Here is a 20,253-nt window from a genome sequence, read left to right on the forward strand (position 1 = left end):
TGCTGCTCCTTGCCGATCTCGCGCGCCGCGAGCGCGCCGACCGCTCGCTCAGATCTGTCATATAAAATCCAATTCGCGCGGCCTGCGCATACATTCAGCAGCGCAAATCGCGAAAATCTTGAAAGCGCCTTCCTCACGCCATGCTGCCCGGGCATCGCATCAATATTCTGCTGCAACACAGAGCAAGTCTGTTCCTGCACAAGGAACCTCGTTTCGCTCGCGATTTGTAGCTTCCATTTTTATCTGAAATTCACACTCGACAGAGAAGCTTGAACGCAATCCCTGCGAGCAATTTCGTTCGCGCTGAAACTCGAGTGTGCAATGTCCGATCAAACCATCCTGTCCGCCAGCGGCTTCATCGACTCCATCGGCGTCAACACGCACGCCGGCTTCGGCTGGACCGGCTACAACAATCTCGCGCTGATGGTCGATGACCTCGAGTATCTCGGCGTCACCCATCTCCGCGACGCGATGGGGACCAGCCCGGCCGCGCAACCCGTTGTCGAGGGTCTGGCCGCTGCCGGCTACAAGTTCGACTTCCTGGTGTCATCGGCGCTGCCCCAGACGGGCACAACCGGGCTGCAGAACTACATCGCCTCGCTCCAGAAGTTCGCGGCAAGCCACCCGGGCAGCATCAGCGCGATCGAAGGGCTCAACGAGGCCAATCACCAGCCCTTCAGCTACAACGGCAGTTCGAGCCTTACCGCCGCAGCTCAGTTCCAGAGCGCGCTCTATCAGGCCGTCAACGCCAACGCCGCGCTCGGCAGCATCCCGGTCTACAATCTGTCACTGGCCTACAACGATCCGCAAGGCTACAGCCAGCTCGGCGACATGTCGGGCTCGGTCGACTACGCCAACGCCCACGCCTATGTCAGCACCAGCCTGACGACCGGCAGCTCGATTTCGGCAACGCTGAGCGCAGTGATGGCCGCGGCCCCGGGAAAGCCGGTCGTCATCACCGAGACCGGCTACACCACGCAAGCCAACACCCAATATCTCGGTGTCAACGAGACGGTGCAGGCCAAATCGATCCTGAACACCCTGGTCGATGCCTACAAGGCCGGCGTCAGCGAGACTTATCTCTACGAGCTGTTCGACCGCGACTCCTCCGCCGGCAATACCAATCCCGAAGCCAATTTCGGACTGTTCAATTCCGACGGGACGCCGAAGCTCGCCGCCACCGCCATTCACAACCTGACGACCATTCTGGCCGACGACGGCAAGGGCGGCCTGCAGCCGACTGATCCGTTGAACTACACCCTGAGCAACATGCCAGCCACAGGCAACAGCATGGTGCTCGGCAAGAGCAACGGCGCCTACGAGCTCGTCGTGTGGGCGGAGCCGAAGCTCTGGAAGGATGCCAACGACACCGAGATTTCCAATCCGACCGAGACCGTCACGGTGAATCTCGGCGGCGTGCATCATTCGGTGAAGGTGTACGACACGCTGACGGGGACCACGGCGATCGCCAGCTACACCGACGTCAGCACGATCACCATCCCGGTCAGCGATCACCCGCTGATCATCGAGATCGACGCGCCTCCAACGACCACGACTCCGCCGGATACAAGGACCACTGTCAGCGGCACGGCCGCCGAGATCGTGCCGCAACTGTCCGACCTCAGCGACTCCACGGCCCTGCAGACCATCACGCTGACCGACTCGCACGTCCTTCCGGTCGCCTCGAAGGCGACCATGGACTACATGATCGCCCATTACGGCAGCGCCCTCTCCAAGATCCAGGGCGGCTACTCGTTCTCGGTGACGAACTCGGCTGCGACCTGGAGCAGCACGAAGACCTATAATTCCAGCGGATCGCTTGTGTCGAAGTCGGACACCGGCCTGAACTCAAGCGGACAGCCGACCTCGACCACCGTCGCCTACACCGATGGTTCCAAGGACCTGATCAGCTACACCGGCGGCGTGAAGACGAAATTCGTTCATGTCGACACCGACGCAACCAGGACCACCGACACCTACAACACGGCCGGAACCCTTCTGAGCGAAGTCGTCCAGAAGTCCGACGGCTATTACTCCACCACGCTCTACACGAGCGGTGTGAAGACGGCCGCCTACGTCAAGAATGCCGATGGCTCGCAAGACAATTACACCTACGGCATCACGGGCAAGAGCTTCACCACCCAGGTGCAGCATCTCGATGCATCCGGAAAGGTCACCTCGGTGACCCGCAGCCATGCCGACGGCTCGCTGGACTCGACGCAGGTCTACAACGCCGACGGCAGCAGCGTGATCACCACCTATAGCGCCACCGGCGTCAAGCTGGTCGAGACCGCCTATCATGCCGACCACAGCAAGGATGTCTGGACCTACAACATCACGGGCCAGAACTACACGACCGAGCACGATGTCTACAATTCGACTGGCTTTCTCACCAGCCTGACGCGGCTGCACACCGACGGCAGCCTCGCCTTCAAGCTCACTCAGACGACCGACGGCACCAAGACGACCGATTGGTACAATGCCGCCGGCAGCCTCACCAGCGAGGTGATCCAGAAGGCCGACGGCTTCTCCTCGACCACGCTCTACAGCAACGGGGTCAAGACCAACGCCTACGTGAAGAATGCCGACGGCAGCCAGGACAATTATGCCTACGGCATCACCGGCCAGAGCTACACCACGCTGATCCAGCACGTCGATCCCACGGGCAAGGTCACCGCCGTCACCCGAAAGCATGCCGACGGCACGCTCGACTATACCCAGGTGATCAACGGCGACGGCAGCAGCGTCGTCACCAATTATGATGCCGCGGGAACGCGGACCAAGGAAACCGACTATCACGCCGACGGCAGCAAGGACGTTTTCCTCTTCAACATCACCGGCCAGACCTACACGACTGAACACGACATCTACGATGCGACCGGCTTCCTCACCACGCTGATTCGCAAGCACGCCGACGGCAGCATGGCGTTCAAGCTGGTGCAGAGCGCCGATGGGGCCAAGACCACGGACTGGTACGATGCCAGCGGCGTGCTGACCAGCGAGGTGGTCCAGAAGCCGAGCGGTTACAGCTCGACCACGGTGTACACCAATGGCGTGAAGACCGCGGCATACATCACCAACGCGGACATGAGTCACGACAATTACAGCTACAACATCACCGGGCAGAGCTATACCACGCAGTACCAGCACCTCGATCCATCCGGCCAGACCACCGAGGTGACCCGCTGGCATGCCGACAACTCGCTCGACTATACCCAGGTCGTCAACAGCGACGGCAGCAGCGTGGTGACCAACTACGATGCATCAGGGGTCAAGAAGACGGAAACCGACTACCACGCCGACGGGTCGAAGGACGTCTTCCAGTTCAACGTCGTCGGCCAGAACTACACGAACGAGCACGACAGTTACGATTCCACCGGCTTCCTCACCGATATTGTTCGCACCCACGCGGACAACAGCCTGGCCTTCACGCTGGAGCAGAGCGCCGACGGCACCAAGACCTCCGACTGGTACGATGCCAACGGCGTCATCACCAGTGAGGTAACGACCAAGAGCGACGGTTACAGCTCCACGACCGTCTATGCCGGCGGCGTGAAGAGCGCTGCCTACATCAAGAACGCCGACGGCACATCCGACAACTGGAACTACAACATCACCGGGCAGTCCTATACGACCCAGCATCAGCACCTCGATGCCTCGGGCAAGATGGTCGAGCTCACCCGGACGCACGCCGACGGCACCCTGGACTATACCCAGGTCATCCATGACGACGGCAGCAAGCTGACCGACATCTACAACAGCGCTGGCACCAAGACCCAGGAGATCGCCAACAACACCGACGGCTCGAAGGACGTCTTCCTGTTCAACTTCAACGGACAGACCGGGACGACGCAGCACGAGAATTACAACTCCGCCAGCGCGCTGCAATTCTTCGACCAGACCAAGGCCGACGGCACCCACAATGTCACAGCCGTCGCCGGCGGCGTGACGATCCAGGGCGGGGCGGGCAATGACGTGTTCTCGGCCGCGCCAAACTCGACAACGGTTGCCTACGATCACGGCCAGGACCAGATCCTCAACTTCCAGGCCGGTGACGGCACAACCCACGACGTGGTCCAGATCTCGAAGCTCCTGGCCGCTGACTACAGTCACCTGCAGATCACGCAGTCCGGCACGAATGCGCTGATCACGTTCTCGGCCAATGATTCGATCCTGCTGAAGAACGTCTATGTCAGCAGCCTGACGAGCCACGATTTCTTGTTCGTCTGAGCACGGCGCACTGACGACAGGACGCATAAATGTTGACACGGGCCGGGACCAGCCAACGTCCCGGCCCGCTCATTAGGCGCCTGCCTCATCAAGAGGCAGAATTGGGACGATGAAGTCGTTCCCTTCCCGGACAAGATGGTCTCGAGGAACTCAAGGCCGACCGATCCGCGATCACGCCACCTTCCCCGCTCCATCCAGCGAACTTGCGTCACAATTCGTCTCTAGAAGCGAGACGAACCGCGCAAGGACTCCGAGGCCCGATGGAAGCAAGTGAAGCAAGACGTTTTGTCGTTCTCGACTTCTACCGCTTCGTCGCTGCGCTCGGGGTCTTCATCTTCCACCTGAAGCTGATCGACACGGGCATTTCGCCGGCCTGGAACGGGTCCTACGGCCTGTTCGTGGACATGTTCTTCATCCTGTCCGGCTTCGTGATCTCCTATTCCTACCCGTCCGATGCACGTGGCGTGGCGGCCTATTCCCGCTTCATGATCCGGCGTATTGCACGGATCTATCCGCTGCATCTGCTGAGCTTGCTCATCTTCGTGGTGCTCATCGGCGTCGGCCTGGAGCGCACGGCCCGCTCGACCCCGCTGGACTTCCTGTACAACCTTCTGCTGCTCCAGGCGTGGGGCGTCACCGACCATCTCAGCTTCAACTCGCCGTCCTGGTCGATCAGCGCGGAGTTCTTCTGCTATCTGATCTTTCCACTGCTGATGCTGCTTGCACGCAAGATGCAACCGATCGTGCTCGGCGCGATCGTGGCCGCGCTCTATCTGGTCCTTGCCCACGGCCATTTGCCGATCTGGCAGGAACGGTCGCAAATGTATGGCGCCAATTTCGATTACGGGATGCTCCGCGCACTGCCGAGCTTTCTGAACGGTATCCTGCTCGCCATTCTATTCCGGATGTCGCATCCCTACCGGCACAAGCGGATGATCTTCGCCGGCATCGGCACGTTCGGCCTCTCCGTGCTCGTCCTCAACGTCTTCGCCAAGCCGGACCTCGCCATCCTGCTGTTCTCCTGCGCCATCCTGCTCACTGCGGTCGGCGAAAGCGCCTTCAAGGAGTTTCCGGGCGCCCGCCTGCTCGGACGGCTCGGCAACACCTCATATGCGATCTACATGCTGCACGATGCCATCCTCATTGCCGTGTTCAAGCCGTTGTGGATCTGGCTCGGACTGCGTCCCGATCAGTTCGGCCTCTTCGCCCTGGCGTGCTGTGCGGTCCTGACCATCGCCGCGGACCGCACCTACGCCTATTTCGAGAATCCGGCGCGGCGCTTCATCAACCGCTGGGCCGACATTGGTGCCACGTCCTCGCGCAAGCGGGCCGCAGCCGACACCCCCGTGCGCTTTGAAAACACCGAGCGGGCGGTCAACTGACGTCTGCCGGCGACATAAGGGCGTTCAGGCGACCTTGCCGCCGGCCTCCTGCACCGTGCGCATCGCGCTCTCGCCCAGTAGCGGTGCGATGTTGGCGCGGGACAGCTCCATGACATCCGGCAGCATCTGACGTACCTTCTCACCGACGGCTTCGTGCGCGCCAAGGAACTGCAGCACAAACTTCTCAAAACTGTCGTCGACCAGGAATTGGGCCGGCGACAGCAACAGCGATTCGCTGACGCCAAAGTGCGCAAACAGGCCCTGGAACTTGTCCTGATAGGTAATCGCTGCGACGGGCGTTCCCTGCCCCAGCGCCGCAATCGCCAGATGCATGCGGCCGGTGATCACGCCGTCGACCAGACCGACAACGGCCTTGATCTCGCCCGCCGACAGCGCCTGATCGACATGATGCACGTGATCGCCGAGCGTGGGCTTCAGGCGGTCAGCCAGCGGCCGTAGGCAATTGTCGTCGGCGATCTCGGGGCGGTAGTCGTGAGCGAGCAACAACCAGCTTGCATTGTGCTCGCGAGACAGCCGCTCCATGGCGCCCGCGGCGAGCTCTATCATTTGCCGCAGCTTGGCCGGCTCCGGCTTCCTGAACAACATCGGATGAATGTTGAAGACGAAGACCTTGCGACCCTGCTCGCGCTGTCGCGCGATCGTGGCCGCGATCTGCTTCACCGCGGTCGTATCCGCCCGCGGCGTCAGCATGAACGCCGCATCGGCAACCAGACGGGCGCGTTTCCGGGCGAAATCGTCGAAACGCTGAAGAGATATTGTATCGCGCAGATTCAGGACCACGCCCGGGTCCAGCAGCCGGAATACCTCGCGCAGCGCCTTCGCCGGGCGGGAGTTGAAACTGAAGCCGAGCACGCTGACCTTGGCGCCGAACGCAGCCATCAAGTCGGCAACGAGCAGCATGCGCGCGGCATCCACCGGCGAATAATAGCCGTCGAGCACGTCGGCCCCCAGAACCAATCCGAAATCCGGCCTGGTGAGCGACAGCTCCTGCGCCACGGTCTCGTATGAGAACGGCTGTCGCCAGAGTTCGAGCGGCTTGAAACCCATCGCGCGCACGTCCGCACTGGCCGTTGGCGTCGCGGTGACGATGTAGATCTCGAGGTTCGGATAGGTCCGCTTCACCTCCCCGGTGGCCGCTTCGATCATCGCCTCATCGCCCCGCGACTGACGAACGCTCCAGGGATCGGAAGGCAGCACGACGAGCCGGCGCGGATCGTTGCGCGGCGCGACGTTGACGCCGACGTCTCTCCGGGCGATCTGCCACCTGCGCAGTTCGAGCAGATCGAGTGCCAACGGCGTATTCTTCGCGCTGTTGAGCCAGCCTCGGAGCTGCCTGCGTACGGGCACCGGGATCAATTGCTTCACGACGTCCTCCTCGTCTTCATCAGGCGGTCGCACCGCGCTTCACGACGAAATCAATCAGGGAAAGGAGCTGCTTCCGCCAGAACAGCAGAATGCCCGTCAAATAGGTCGCGCCAAAACAGGACGCCAGCAGTCCAATCCGCAAATAGGGATTCATGCCCGGCGTCGCCTCCCGGCACAGCACGACCGCGCCGTAAGCCAGAACGATGGCGCAAAGGCATCCCGCAATGGGGCGCAGAAACTGGCTCCAGCTCAAGCCCAGCAGCCGGAGCGCCAGCGCAAACGTAACGGGGGTCACCACGAGCTGCGAGAATGCGAAGATCGTGGCCAGTTGACCAATGTCGCGTGAGGGCAGCAGGAACATTGCCGGCACGACCGTACAGAATTTGAGGATATTGAGCAGAAAGACGTAGTTCGGTTTGCCCAGAGCGCCAAAATAGGCGCTGTTGACGAACTGCACCGTCTGGACCGCGCCAATCAGCATCAGCGGCCGCATCACCGCCTCGCTGCCACCCCACTTCGCACCGAACAGCAGCAGGGAGAACTCCGGCGCGATCGCCGCGAGCAGCACGAAGACCGGAGATCCGATCAGTGCGCCGAGACTGACGCTGCGCAAATAGGCGCCCGCGATGCGGTCCCGCTCGTGCGCGATCTTGGACAAGGCGCTCAGCGCCACGTCCATGACCGCCTGGGTGAGCAACTGCATCAGGATGATGTAGACCCTCGCGCCGACCGTGTAGATGCCGAGGGCGGCGACGCCATAGAGCGACAGGATGATCATGTCGATCGTCCGAACGATGGCGAAGTCCAGCAGCCTGTTCAGCATGACGTGGATGCTGTAGCCGGAGAGCTCGCGAAAGCTCTTCAGATCGTAGCCGCGCATCGGCAACCATCGCGGCTGGCTCCAGAGCCACAAGCCGCTGATCGCGCTCTGAACGACCACCTGGATCACGAGGCTGAGGGCGCCAAACCCTGCATAGGCACAGGCGATTCCCACGACGCCGGAGATGGCTGTCGCCACCATGGTCCTGACTGCGAGCACCCGAAAATCCATCTGGCGCTTGTAGAGCGCCTCCTGGAACAGGGTCGCGGTGCCGATCGGAAGCGAGAGACTGGCGGCCGTCAGCAGCGGCGCGAGCCCCTTCACGTCGAACCAATGCTCGATATGCGTCGCGAGCAATGCGATCAGAACGGCCAGGAGCACTGAGGCTGCAAACGAGCAGAAGAACGGCAGCGTCACATCGGCGGGCTCGAGCGTCCGCCGCTGGATCAATGCATCACCGAAGCCGAATTCCGCGATGGAGCTCAAAAGCAGCAGGATGAAGGCGACCAGCGCCGCAAGTCCGAAATCCGCGGGATCGAGCAGCCGCGCCAATACCAGGAACAGCACGAACGACAATGCGCGGCCGCCCCAATTCTGCGCGAGCGACCAAAACAGCGCCACCACGACCTGATGTTGCCTGCCTCGAGTGACGTTCATCAACAATTCGACCCAATTCCGATCCAGACGACGCGGCAATGATGATGACACGCCACCGCTTGTCGCCGCTCACAACGGCGACTGATTGCTCGCTACAATACGACGGAGTGATGGCAATCAGATGAGCGCCATCACGATTCCGATTTAGAGTGGAAGTGAGTTCAAATCGTGGACTACACTCCAATCGCTCTCTGCGATGTGATGCAAAATGGATGCCTTGATGAATTCGCCGGCCCCGCGTTCTCTCCGTAGCTCCAAACGCTTGCGCGTGGCGATTTACGCCCCGCATTTTGCGGAATATTCCTATCGGCTCGCTTCGGGATTGGCTCACCATTGCGACGTCAGGCTCGTGCTCAACCGCAAGGACGCCAACCAGCAATGGGAACTGGCCGACATCGCCGTGGCGGCTCCCTTCGAGACCCGGGTTCGCGATTTGAGCCTGCGCCGCGGCGGCGTGATCGGCATCCCGGCTTCTTTCCTCGACATAATTTCGTTTCGTCCGGACGTCGTTCATTGTCACGAAGTTCCGGAGATCTATACGTCCAAGCTGATTCAGTTCCTTCGCCCCCTCGGCATTCCCCTGGTGCTGACAGTTCACGATGCTATCCCGCATTCGGAAGGCGGCTCCGGCACCTCGCCGCGCGAGGACGCCTGGCGCGGGCACATGCGTGCCGCCGCGTCGATCGTCACGACGCATGGCGAGAGCTGTATTGCGGATTTTCGTCGCGCCTCGCCCGACTTCAAGGGCGGAACGGTCTCAAGCATGCACGGCGTGCTCATGGTTCCACCGGCCCGAGATGCGGTCACCGCGCCCGAAGCCGCTCGCATCCTGTTTTTTGGACGAATGTGGGCCTACAAGGGCCTCGACGTCTTCATCGACGCGATCGACATGTTGGCCAAGCGCGGTGTGGCGCATGAGGCAATCGTCGCCGGCCGCGGCCCCGAAATGACACGGCTCGGCGCGCGGATGGAAGCGATGCCGACGGTCAAGACCATCAACGCCTACATTTCGCCCGCGGACACCGGACAGCTGTTTCAATCCGCCACGGTGGTCGCCTTGCCCTACAAGGATGCGACACAGAGCGGTGTGCTTGCCTCCGCTTACGGAAATTCTCGTCCCGTCGTTGCCAGCGCCACCGGCGGCATTCCCGACGTCGTCGCCGACGGAGTCAACGGGCTGCTGGTTCCTCCAGGGGATGCCGCTGCATTGGCCGATGCACTCGAGCGCGTGCTGACCTCCAAGCCGCTTGCCGCGACATTGACGGATGGCGCACGGCAAACCGCGGCCGGCATCCTGAACTGGGACCACATCGCCGGACAGCTGCTGGGGTCCTATCACAAGCTCGCCGGCCGTACCGTGAGCTGACCGCGACGGGCACGCGGTCGCTCAAACCGATTGCCCGACCTTCAGCGGTCGAAAGAACATGCCGCGGATCGCGCCGTCCAGCAGGCGCCTCAACCTGACCTCGATCAGCTCATAGCTGATCGCGCTTGCAACCAATGACATCACCAGCCCAAGCACGATGAAGGCGGCCCACAGCAGCCAGCGATCGACGCCGGCGGCGACCAGCTTCAGGCCGATCACCTGCAAGGGAAAGAGCACGAAGGGATGCACGAGATAGAGGCTGTAGCTGATCTTGCCGACATATTGCAGTGCCGGGGCACTCAGAGCCCTGCCCAGGCCCGACTCCGGAGCAAGCACCATGCCGAACAGCAGGAATCCGGGAAGGAGTCCCACGAACGGGTGAAACAGCACGAGGCTCGCATACAGGGCGGCTCCGCAGGCGAGGCCCGCGAGCAGGCCGACCCGTCCGGGAATGGAGATGCGAAACCCGGTGGCGCTGAACAGCATGCCGATGCAGAAGAACGCCGTGATCGGCCAGTGCATCAGGCAAGCCAGACCCAGCAGGATCAGGGGCGCCGCCAGCAGCTTGCCCCCGCCGCGCCACATCGAGAATGTCAGCGCAAACCAGATGTAGAACGCCCACTCGTAGGTCAGTGTCCAGGCATTCTGCTGGGCAATGGGCAAGCCAAGCGCGTCCTGCACGAAGAAAAGATTGGCCGTGAAAATCCCGAGATAGCTGGTCAGATCGATGCCACGGAAGAACTTGTAGCCGACGATCGGACCTATCGCGAACAGCGCAAGATGCAGAACCACGAACACCGGCATGATGCGCAGGACGCGATCGAAGAAGAACCGCGGCAGCGAGCCGTGCCGCACCAGGCTCGCCGGGATCAGGAAGCCGCTGATCATGAAGAACAGCTCGACGCCGTGCCCGCCGACATTGATAACCGATTGCAGCCAGAGCCAGAGCGGCGGCAGGAAGCCGGGATCCGGGATGTCGTACATGCCTCCCTTCGGCATGTCGTAGAAATGATCCATCAGCACGCTCAGCGCGGCAATCCCCCGAAGCCCCTGGACCGAGGGAACGAACGATCCGTCGTAGGCGGCGCCCGGCTGGTGCAGCGCGTTACTCACTCTGCAGCACCCTGAGTACTGAGGACGGGCTCAAGAACGACCTTTTTTCGCCGTGCTGATCGGAACCTTTGTCCGAAGGCGATGCTGGGCTTCTCGACGAATGTAAACGTCATCCAGCTGACGAGGATCGACAACGCCAGGATCAGGGTCATGAAGATCGACCATCCGAGCGGCCCGTCGCCGAACCAGACGAGGCGATGGATGAAGACGAGCACGAACGGCGACATCAGGTAGACCGAATAGCTGATCACGCCGACGAATGCCATCGGCCGCCACGCCATTCTCTCACCGAACACGGCAAAGCCGATGAAGACGAGCGCCGCACAGACATAGGCCGATGCGATCGAATAGCTGTAGAAGAAATTCTCGTGATATACGCCTCCGAACCGCCGGTCGGCCAGGGTGATGGCGAAGATCGCATACAGGAGCGTGCAGACCGCCACGTGGGACCATCGCAGCTTTCCGCCGATGACGGTGTCGCGGATGATCTTGCCCAGGAACATCGCCGACAGATTCAGCCCGACCTCCATCACCGAGGAAACCGCCCTGTTCTCCACCAGGAGCGCAGTGGTGGTTCCGACCAGCGCGGCCGCAACGACGATCGTCACCGCCGTGAAGCGGCGGTTCAGCAGCCCCATCGCAAACAGAATGGTGCATCCGACATAGAACAGCAGCTCGATCGCCAGCGTCCAATAGAACACCCAGAGGTTCGGGACGTTCACGAAGGTCTGCAACATCGTCACGTTCGCGGCGATCTGCCCGAGCGGATAGATCTTCGAATCCATCAGCTGCATCGTCACGAGCCCGACCACGAGCGAGGTCCAGTAGGCCGGGTAGAGCCGGAAGAAGCGGCTGATCGAAAAATCCCGCACGGGCGTGGCGCTGTCCGGGAAGCTGAACGGAATGACGAAGCCGCTGACGAAGAAGAACAACACCACGCCGAACCGGCCAAAGTTCATGTAGTAGCCGAACAAATCGTGGATGGGCCAGTAATAGGCGCCCGTCGGGTGCTTCTCGACGATCACCTCGAACACATGCTGGACCAGGACCGACAACACGGCAATGCCGCGCAGCGTGTCGATAAATGCGAGCCGTTTATGCATCGTTCGTTCTCACCTGCTTCCGCTCGCCGCCGGTATGTCCGGGCGGAAGCCTTCCAAAGACGGCATCGGCGGCCGCATGACGATCGGCACGGCGTCGCCCGCCCGTGCGGAGGCCGCGCGGCGCGAAAACACGTCGCTGAAGCTCAATGCGATGATCAGGAGGCCGGACGCCGGGCCGTAGTTCAACACCGTGATCGTGAACAGGTTGACGACGAAGATCAGCGTCAGCTTGTACACGTCGGTCGCGCCGAATGTCGCCCTGAACACCATCACCATGAACGCGACGAACGGCAGACCGAACATCAGGTAGGTCCCGATGTAGAAATTGTCGACGGGCACCCAGAAATGCGCGAGCGGCGAGAACAGCTTCTGCGGATAGTTGAAGCAGCCCGCGCCGCAGCCCGTCACCAGACCGATCGGCATGAGCTGGTTCATGTAGACGAACGGCAACTGCCAGCTGTTGTTGATGCGATCGACGATGCTGAACAGGGTCGAGTGCGGGACGGCGGCGGTGCCGGAAGCGATCACGATCATGAAGAACGGAACGAAGATCGCGGCAAAGGACCATTGCGCGATGCCCCTGATTGCGGGAAAGCGCGACTTCTCCGGCAGCATACGCACGAACACGAGCAAGATCAGATAGAGCACGAGGACGATCATCGTCGTCTTGCTCGTGGTCAGCTTGATGACATAGACCGCGAGCGAGCCGAACAGAAGGCACCACGTCGTGCTCTTGCGAATCGAGGTGATCGCGAACGACACGAGAATGAAGAAGGCGGCCATGGTGTTGTCGGCCGCAAAACCCATGAGCCGCTGGTCGTCGCCGCCATAGGCCCACCACAGCCGGCCCGCCTCCCGAACCGCGCCAAAGGACTCATATTTATACCCGACCCAGGGCATGAGGTAGAACTTCGTCAGCAACACCCCGATGACCGAGAGGTAGAAGGTCACGGCGATGACCGACAGCAGCTTCTTGTACGCGCCGAGACTCGCATCACAGAAGCAGAATCCGACGAACACCGGCAGCATCATCTTGAAGGACGAGATCGCTGCGTTTGCCGTTCCCATCATGAAATAGCCAAGCACGAGCGACAGCATGATCTGGACCAACACCAACAGGGCCAGGGTGCTGCTATTGCGCAGGATGCAATGCACGATGAACTGGATCAGACACGCAAGCGCGACCGCATCGGGCAGATACCAGAGCGCATCCATGTGATAGATGCTGGTGTAATAGCGGATCACGCCACCAAAGGCGTCGCGGACCAGATAGACCCCGAGCGCGATCGCCTCGATGCTGAGGCTGATCAGGATCAGTCGCGGCCGTTGCAGTGCGAGGATGCTCATGACCGACTCAGTTCGTCAGCCGCGCCGACGGCGCGGGGGATCGCGCGAAATCCCGACGGCTTCCGAGCACATTTCGCATGAACCTGCCGCCGGGAATTTCGATGTAGAGATAAGTGAAGTGCGAGACCGCTAGCACAGCAGCCAGTGAGACGACGAGATTCAGCGTGGCCGGCAGGCCTGCCCAGACCGAATCCAGCGCGGCGATCCGCCCCGCCCCCACTGCCCGCACGAAATATTCAGCGAGCAGCACCACGAGCGCGTGCACCATATAGATGGAGTAGGAACGTTTCCCGAGCCAGACCAGCGGCCCGGCCACCAGCATCCGCGGCACCAGCAGCGCATCCGGAAAGGCCAGCAAGCTGCCGAGGAAGATCGCGAACGTCACCGGCGCGAGGAAGGTCGCGGCAGGATTGGTCTCCGCCACGGACACCAGAGCGATGCTGGCGATCATGGCGGCGAACTGCAGCACGCCCTGCACGGCAGGGCCCGGCTTGGCCGGCAGGCGATCGACGATCCTCACCGTCAGCACGCCCAGGAAGAAGCTCACGAAGCAGCGCAGGATGCCGAAGTCGGTCTGAAGCCCGAGGCTCCTCTTGTCGAGCACGAAGATGATGAAGACCAGACTGCTAATCGCAAGGGCTCCACAGAGGACGTAGAACCAGAGCAGGGAACGCATGCGCTGGGCCAGCAGCACGATCAGGCCAAACACCAGATATGTGTAGAACTCGACGCTGATGCTCCAGCTCGGCGCATTCCAGCTGAGATAATCGATGAACCCCATCGAATGCAGCAGCAGGACGTTGAGACCGAAGGAATAGGCATTGTTCACTTCGAACGCCGCCGGCGCGGCCACCACGACACCGGCCATGACCAGACCGATCCGCAGGAGGCGAAACAGAAGATTTGCCATCAGCATGACGATATGCAGCGGATAGACCCGCGCCAGGCGCCGCGCCATGAACTCACGCAGCGAGAAGCGCCCGAAGTCGCTCTCGACGTAGCTGAGCGACATGACGATCCCGCTGAGAACAAAGAACAAGTCGACCAGCAGCCAGGAGCTTCTGAAGAACGAGCAATTGATCCACGCATTGTGCGGGAACGCCGCGAGGAAAGTCGGCATCAGCAGGAGATGGTGAATCACCACCGACGTCGCGGCGATCCCTCGAATGCTATCGAGCGGCAGGACATGCGCCTTCTCACGATGAACCATCTCCGTCACATCAACATTCCGTAGCTATTGCACCGCAGCAGTGTGTATCAGGTCTTGCGCGTGTTCAATCTCTGCGATCGCGGACTCGCATTCGACGCATGAGGGTCGACGATAATTTCAACCCTCGCAGATCATTCGGACATGCGAGCGCCAAGTTCACGCCACTTTTTGCCTGAGATCGACATGCGTCGGCGCGCAAATCAATTCGGTCATGATGATTGCGAGTATTTGCGTGCAAAGTGTGCGCGAAATTCGGCGCTGTTGCGATCAAGCCGACCGCGAAGACGTTGATCTCTCCGCAAGCACGATGCCCACATATCGCACCGATAATTTTTCGCAAGCGGGGAACAATGAGTCGCGTGACGACTTGTGTCGGTTTTGCGACGCATGCTCGCGACCCTTCGACTTTCAACGCCTCTTATGTTTTCAGTTTGCAACATTCCTAGGCGCCAGCGTGCCGATCTCGCAGGCATTGCAGATCTTCATTTTTGCAACCGACCGAAACAGGCAATGCACGCGTTGTCTCACCGAGCACGCGCACGCAGCTTTTGCGTCGCACAAAAATTGACACAGTTGCCTGCCAAGTTTCACGTGTTCTCCTATTGCAACAGGGAGCAAGGGACACAGATGGGTTGCGGACTAACACGTCGTCTTGCGAGATCGCGATGGCTACCGATCATCTTGGCAGCTTCTGCCTTGATGGTGGCGAGCATCGATGCTTGCCGCGCCCAGTGTGTCGAATTTACGGATCGTGCCTCGCAGCTCCAACTCGACACGTTCGTAAAATCGCCCTCCTCGCTTCTGGAACAGCTGCGCAATGACAAGGAGAAGCTGAGATATCGGCTCGCCACCTTTATCGCCACGAACCCGTCGGTGTTGCCGTCCGTGCAGACCCTCATCTCGGCGTCGAGTTCAACCGACCGTTCAGCCATTGGCGCCGCGTTGAGGATCGCCGAAGGGCGGTGCACGTCGACGAAGCCGGACGCTGCGCGCAAGATCAGGGATTTCACGCAGCGGATCGGCGATCTCAACGTGCAAGCAGGCTATGCCGCCGCCGGCGAGGACGCCTCCGGCGCCCAGGCCCAATCCCAAGACAAGGGCCGTGCGCAACCGCCCCGAGGCGGGGCGCTGCTCGACGGCGAGTGGAAGACCAAGCTGGCCAACCCGTTCAAGCCCGTCCCCCTTCCGAATTGATCAGCGATCGTCAAAAGGCAGCGAATTAACAAATGTATCAGCCTAGAGAACATTTTCCGTCGGGTCACAGATTCGGCATCGAATTCGGCGGAGCAGTCCTCAGCTTCGAACGCGTGGCCGATGTCCTGCGCCGGCAATGGCCGATCATCGCGGTGTGCACCGGCGCTTCGCTGGCGCTGGTGATCGTCTATCTGATCATGGCGCAACCCATGTACACGGCGAATGCCCGCATCATGATGGATACCCGTCAGGCGCAGGTGCTGGACAAGGACAGCAACGCCAACAGCGCCCTCATCGATACCGGATACGTCGACAGCCAGGTCGAGGTCATCAACTCGGACGACCTGATCCTCTCGGTGGTCCGTCGCCTGAAACTGACGGACGATCCGGAGTTCAATGGCTCCAATCCGGGTTTACTTTCCATCGTCCTCGGCAAGTTCATGTCGTTGTTCGGCACCGGAGAACCGGCGTCGCAGGAGCGACTCGAGCATGCCGTGGTCGAGCAGGTTCAGAAGAACCTGAGGACGGAACGTGTCCTGACGACCTATGTCTTGTCGCTGAACTATCGCTCGCGAAGCCCTGACAAGGCCGCCAAGATCGTCAACGCCGTCGCCAGCGCCTACCTTGTCGGCGCCCTGGAAGCCAAATATCAGTCGACCAAGCGGGCAACCGAATGGCTTCAGCAGCGCAGCATCGAGCTGAGCGAGCAGGCAACCGCCAGCGACCGTGCCGTGCAGACCTTCAAGGCCGAAAACAACATCGTCGGAACCAGCCGCGGCCTGATGTCCGAACAGCAATTGTCGGACCTCAACACCCAGCTGGTTCAAGCGCGGGCGTCGACGGCCGAAGCCAAGGCCCGGCTCGACCGGATCACCGCGATTTCGGACCAGGACGTCGCACAATCGACGGTGACCGATGCTCTCAACAACTCGGTCATCACCCGCCTGCGCGCGCAATATCTGGATCTCCAGGCCCAGTATGCCGACTGGTCCCGGCGCTATGGCAAGCAACATCTTGCTGCGGTCAATCTGGCCAACAAGATGGAGGAGCTGCGCAAGAACATCGCCGACGAGTTGCATCGGATCGGCGACGCCTATCGCAGCGACTATGAGATCGCAAAGAGCCGAGAAGCCTCGCTCGAGAAGAACGTAAAGGAACTCGTCGCCCAGGCCGGCGATACCGGCCAGGCTGCAGTCAAGCTGCGCGATCTCGAAAGCGCCGCGGACACCTACCGCAACCTCTACAACAACTTCCTCGAGAAGCTGCAGAGCGCCACGCAGAACCAGAGCTTTCCGCTCAGCGAGGCGCGCCTCATCAGCACCGCCGCCAAGCCGGATCGCAAGAGCTCGCCGCGCACGGTGCTGGCGCTGGTGGGAGGCCTGGTGGGTGGCCTCTGCCTCGGCTTCGGCGCCGCCTTTGCCCGTGAACTGCTCAGCGACGTGTTGCGGACCCCCGGCGAGGTCGAGGACGAGCTCGGCGTGAAGTGCCTCGGGGTCCTGCCGGACATTCGTCCGCCGACGAAGACCGGCGCGTTGCTATCCACGTCCGGGAAGACCGGTCCACCCGATCTGTCCCGCTACGTCGTCGACCATCCATTCTCGCGATTTGCCGAGACGTTGCGCAATATCAAGGTGTCGATCGACGTTGCGCGCCTGACCCGCGAGATCAAGGTGATTGGCATCGTCTCGTCCCTTCCCAAGGAAGGAAAGACGACGGTGGCGGCCAACTTCGCCCAGTTGATCGCCCTCACCGGGCATCGCACGGTCCTGATCGACGGCGATCTGCACACGCGCTCGCTCACGCGGGAGCTCGCGCCGAACGCCAAGAGCGGACTGGTAGAGGCGCTCAGCGATCCGGCCAGCCTCGGCTACCATGTGCAGCGAAGCAAGGAAACAGGCCTGGATTTCCTGCCGTCCGTCGTGGCCTCCCGCATGGTCAATTCGGCCGACGTCATTGGATCGAAGGCGATGGCCGATCTGCTCAAGGTGCTGAAGGAGCACTATGAGTACATCGTGATCGATCTTGCCCCGGTGATGCCGGTGGCGGATTCAAAGGCCGTCAGCTTCCTGATCGATGCCATGGTTTATGTGATCGAGTGGGGGCAAACGACACGAAGCGCCCTTCAGGAGTCGGTTTCCGGGTCGGAAGTCCTGCAGAAGAAATTGCTCGGCGCCGTGCTCAACCGCGCCAACCCGAAGATGCTCAAGCGCATCGAGGCGTACAAGGGCAAGCACCACAACAGCTACTACGTCGAGCATGCCTAGGCGGAGGCGCGGCAGGCCGCGCCCAGCCGATTTCTAAAGACGACGGGCCCGCTGCCATTTGGCAGCGGGCCAATTTTTTGCGTTCTTCGAAACTAGCGCCTGAAGAGCAGCGAGTGCGCCTTCGCACACGAACGGAGGATTGCGCCGAGCCCACCTCGGACTGCCGAGGCCTCCGTATTCGCCCGGAATCCACAACTTGCAGTTATTGCTCTAGCCAAAAGCAAGGATTGACGAAGGCTGCGATGGCTAGGACAGTGCGCCAATTGGCAACCATTCATCGGCAAGACGAGACAATCCGGTCCTCGATGCTTCAAAATGCTGAAACTTTGGGCATCTTTCTTTCTGGGTTCCCTGAGGCTAACCTCGGCTGATATTTGTCGTTCATTTCCGGCGGGCTCGGAATGCTGATCGTCCTGACGATTTTGACTATTTGGGTTCTGCTCAACATCCTGTTCGTGTTGATCGTGGTTCCCCCACGCAAGCCGCGTCCGCAGCCAATGGCGACGACGCTCTCACCCGCGCCCATCGATCCGAGTCAAAGGGAAATCGAGCAGGACGAACCCTTCTCGATCCGCCATGTCCTCGTTTCCGTTGCGATGGGGGCTTTCTTCGTGCTGGTGCCGCCGTTGCTTGCCTTGCGCGACGCGATCATGCGGCTCTTCAGCAGGTCGTCGAGAGACGGAACCTGATCCCTTAAGCTGGCAGGTTCCGGACAGTGAAGAAATCAAACGACTAGTAAGCTTCCTGGAACATCACTGCGGACGCCGTCCGGGCCATAATCTTCAGGTCGAGCCAGATACTCCAGTTGCTAACGTACCAGACGTCATATTCGACCCGCTTCTCCATCAGATCGATCGTCGGCGTTTCCCCCCTGAAGCCGTTCACCTGGGCCCAGCCGGTCAGGCCCGGCTTCATGTGATGGCGGTAGACGTACTTGCTGATGATCTCGTCATAGTAATTGTCATGGGCCAGCGCGTGCGGACGCGGTCCAACCAGCGACATGTCCCCGCGCAGCACGTTCCAGAGCTGCGGCAGTTCGTCGATGCTCGTCATACGAAGGAAGCGCCCGATCTTGGTGACCCGAGCATCCCGCTTGGTCGCCTGGGCAATCGTTTCGCCGTTCTCGCAGACGGTCATGCTCCGGAACTTCCAGATCTCGAACGGCCTGCCATTGAAGCCGCGGCGCGACTGGCGGAATATGACGGCTCCCGGGGAATCCAGCTTGATCAGAACGGCAACGGTGAGCAGCAGCGGCGTCAAGATTACGAGCGCGAACAGGGCCACGCCGACGTCGAGACAGCGCTTTTGCAGCCGTTCGAGAATGGTGAGAGGCGGCCGCTGGATTTCGACCGCTACGGTTCCGCTGACCGGCAGGAAGGGACGAGCCACGAGATCGGCGACCGGATCGTCCGGCAGCAGGCGTATCGGCTGGGGGACGGCGCGCAGATATGGCCCGAGCTTGCGGAGCATCGGCAATTCGTTCCAGTCGATCGCAAGCAGGTATTCATCGACGTCGGCCGAGCGCGACTGGCGGATCACGTCGCGAATCTGCCGCTCCCAATGGCCATCATCCCGGTCGTCGCCGAGCACGAAATGGCGCGTGACGTCGAAGCCATTCCGCCGCAGGTCCTTGAAGCGGCTGGAGGTGAAGTCGAGCGGCTTGAGGCTGAGCAGGATCACCTTGCGATCGACCAACCGGCTTCGCGCAAAGCTCGTGCCGAACACCGCCTGCCAGACGAAGCGCAGGCTGACCAAACCAAGTCCGCCGATCACGGCGAACACGATGACGGTGCCGCGGGACAGATTGTCGGTCGATTTCAGCAGGAACGCCGCAACAGCAAGGATCGTCAGCGACGTCAGCCAGATTAACACCGCCTTTCGAAGCTGCCAGACGATGTTGAGCAGCCGGTGCGTGGCATAGACGTCCCGGAAATAGGCGACTGCGACGAACACCACGCCGACAAACAACCCCGCTCCCACCGAAGCGCCGTCGGTGGGCGAAGCGACGGCGGCGCCGTACAGCGAAGCCCCGGCGGCATAGCTCAACAAGATCAGCAGAAAGTCAGCCGCCATGACGACGATCTGAAATGGCCTCTGAAGAGCGCCACCTCGCGTCGACGACAGCGCGTGCGCGTTTTCAGAACCATAAGTTGCAACAGCCATTCGAACCTCTGCCTATCG

Annotated in this window: 13 protein-coding genes; 6 read left to right on the forward strand and 7 right to left on the reverse strand. The window is 61.1% G+C overall.

What is annotated here, in order from left to right:
• Positions 1–321 precede the first annotated feature (321 nt).
• Together XI04_RS31110 and XI04_RS31115 are read left to right on the forward strand one after the other, a co-directional pair.
• Entirely contained in the window at positions 322–4,230 is a 3,909-nt protein-coding gene (locus XI04_RS31110) for an RHS repeat protein (RefSeq protein WP_152103413.1), read from the forward strand.
• 260 nt (positions 4,231–4,490) lie between these two features.
• On the forward strand, positions 4,491–5,612 hold the full coding sequence (locus XI04_RS31115; RefSeq protein ID WP_028141799.1) for an acyltransferase family protein: 1,122 nt from the start codon (positions 4,491–4,493) through the stop codon (positions 5,610–5,612).
• 24 nt (positions 5,613–5,636) lie between these two features.
• Here XI04_RS31115 and XI04_RS31120 read toward each other — a convergent pair whose 3' ends face one another.
• Both XI04_RS31120 and XI04_RS31125 read right to left on the reverse strand, forming a co-directional pair.
• Positions 5,637–6,998, reverse strand: coding sequence for a polysaccharide pyruvyl transferase family protein (locus tag XI04_RS31120; RefSeq protein WP_244611296.1), 1,362 nt, complete (start codon positions 6,996–6,998; stop codon positions 5,637–5,639).
• Positions 6,999–7,017: 19 nt separating this feature from the next.
• On the reverse strand, positions 7,018–8,475 hold the full coding sequence (locus tag XI04_RS31125) for a lipopolysaccharide biosynthesis protein (RefSeq protein ID WP_038972558.1): 1,458 nt from the start codon (positions 8,473–8,475) through the stop codon (positions 7,018–7,020).
• 268 nt (positions 8,476–8,743) lie between these two features.
• Here XI04_RS31125 and XI04_RS31130 point away from each other — a divergent pair, with 268 nt between their 5' ends.
• Complete coding sequence (locus XI04_RS31130; RefSeq protein ID WP_271608341.1) at positions 8,744–9,841, forward strand: glycosyltransferase family 4 protein; 1,098 nt, start codon at positions 8,744–8,746, stop codon at positions 9,839–9,841.
• Between the two features lie 21 nt (positions 9,842–9,862).
• On the opposite strand, the gene XI04_RS31135 is transcribed toward XI04_RS31130, so the two are convergent.
• The 4 genes from XI04_RS31135 to XI04_RS31150 are packed head-to-tail and all read right to left on the reverse strand — an operon-like array spanning position 9,863 to position 14,614.
• Positions 9,863–10,954 carry an acyltransferase family protein gene (locus tag XI04_RS31135; RefSeq protein WP_212476509.1) on the reverse strand — a complete coding sequence of 364 codons (1,092 nt, stop codon included), beginning with the start codon at positions 10,952–10,954 and terminating at the stop codon, positions 9,863–9,865.
• On the reverse strand, positions 10,951–12,057 hold the full coding sequence (locus XI04_RS31140) for an acyltransferase family protein (RefSeq protein ID WP_212476507.1): 1,107 nt from the start codon (positions 12,055–12,057) through the stop codon (positions 10,951–10,953). Before XI04_RS31140 ends, XI04_RS31135 begins: the two co-directional genes overlap by 4 nt.
• 9 nt (positions 12,058–12,066) lie before the next feature.
• Positions 12,067–13,404 (reverse strand): hypothetical protein, encoded by a 1,338-nt coding sequence (locus tag XI04_RS31145; RefSeq protein ID WP_271623878.1) that lies wholly within the window; start codon positions 13,402–13,404, stop codon positions 12,067–12,069.
• 7 nt (positions 13,405–13,411) lie between these two features.
• The gene (locus tag XI04_RS31150; protein WP_028141806.1) at positions 13,412–14,614 is read right to left on the reverse strand and encodes an acyltransferase family protein; all 1,203 of its coding nucleotides are present in this window, start codon (positions 14,612–14,614) and stop codon (positions 13,412–13,414) included.
• A 699-nt stretch (positions 14,615–15,313) separates the two neighbouring features.
• Here XI04_RS31150 and XI04_RS31155 point away from each other — a divergent pair.
• From XI04_RS31155 to XI04_RS31165, 3 genes are all read left to right on the forward strand, one after another.
• Positions 15,314–15,808: a hypothetical protein gene (locus XI04_RS31155; RefSeq protein ID WP_038972555.1), complete on the forward strand. Its 495-nt coding sequence runs from the start codon at positions 15,314–15,316 to the stop codon at positions 15,806–15,808.
• A gap of 32 nt (positions 15,809–15,840) precedes the next feature.
• Positions 15,841–18,072 carry a Wzz/FepE/Etk N-terminal domain-containing protein gene (locus tag XI04_RS31160; RefSeq protein ID WP_028141808.1) on the forward strand — a complete coding sequence of 744 codons (2,232 nt, stop codon included), beginning with the start codon at positions 15,841–15,843 and terminating at the stop codon, positions 18,070–18,072.
• Between the two features lie 401 nt (positions 18,073–18,473).
• A complete protein-coding gene (locus XI04_RS31165) occupies positions 18,474–18,761 on the forward strand; it encodes a hypothetical protein (protein WP_271608344.1) in 288 nt (95 codons plus the stop codon).
• A gap of 43 nt (positions 18,762–18,804) precedes the next feature.
• Here XI04_RS31165 and XI04_RS31170 read toward each other — a convergent pair whose 3' ends face one another.
• Complete coding sequence (locus XI04_RS31170; RefSeq protein ID WP_038951074.1) at positions 18,805–20,235, reverse strand: undecaprenyl-phosphate glucose phosphotransferase; 1,431 nt, start codon at positions 20,233–20,235, stop codon at positions 18,805–18,807.
• Positions 20,236–20,253 lie beyond the last annotated feature (18 nt).

Source organism: Bradyrhizobium sp. CCBAU 11430, from assembly GCF_028128855.1.
In the GTDB taxonomy this organism is placed as follows: Bacteria; Pseudomonadota; Alphaproteobacteria; order Rhizobiales; family Xanthobacteraceae; genus Bradyrhizobium; species Bradyrhizobium ottawaense.

Coding starts and splice junctions, on each gene's coding strand:
- XI04_RS31110 (WP_152103413.1), top strand. CDS start 322: ATGTCCGATCAAACCATCCTGTCCGCCAGCGGCTTCATCGACTCCATC.
- XI04_RS31115 (WP_028141799.1), top strand. CDS start 4,491: ATGGAAGCAAGTGAAGCAAGACGTTTTGTCGTTCTCGACTTCTACCGC.
- XI04_RS31125 (WP_038972558.1), bottom strand. CDS start 8,475: ATGAACGTCACTCGAGGCAGGCAACATCAGGTCGTGGTGGCGCTGTTT.
- XI04_RS31140 (WP_212476507.1), bottom strand. CDS start 12,057: ATGCATAAACGGCTCGCATTTATCGACACGCTGCGCGGCATTGCCGTG.
- XI04_RS31145 (WP_271623878.1), bottom strand. CDS start 13,404: ATGAGCATCCTCGCACTGCAACGGCCGCGACTGATCCTGATCAGCCTC.
- XI04_RS31150 (WP_028141806.1), bottom strand. CDS start 14,614: ATGGTTCATCGTGAGAAGGCGCATGTCCTGCCGCTCGATAGCATTCGA.
- XI04_RS31155 (WP_038972555.1), top strand. CDS start 15,314: ATGGTGGCGAGCATCGATGCTTGCCGCGCCCAGTGTGTCGAATTTACG.
- XI04_RS31160 (WP_028141808.1), top strand. CDS start 15,841: ATGTATCAGCCTAGAGAACATTTTCCGTCGGGTCACAGATTCGGCATC.
- XI04_RS31165 (WP_271608344.1), top strand. CDS start 18,474: ATGCTGATCGTCCTGACGATTTTGACTATTTGGGTTCTGCTCAACATC.
- XI04_RS31170 (WP_038951074.1), bottom strand. CDS start 20,235: ATGGCTGTTGCAACTTATGGTTCTGAAAACGCGCACGCGCTGTCGTCG.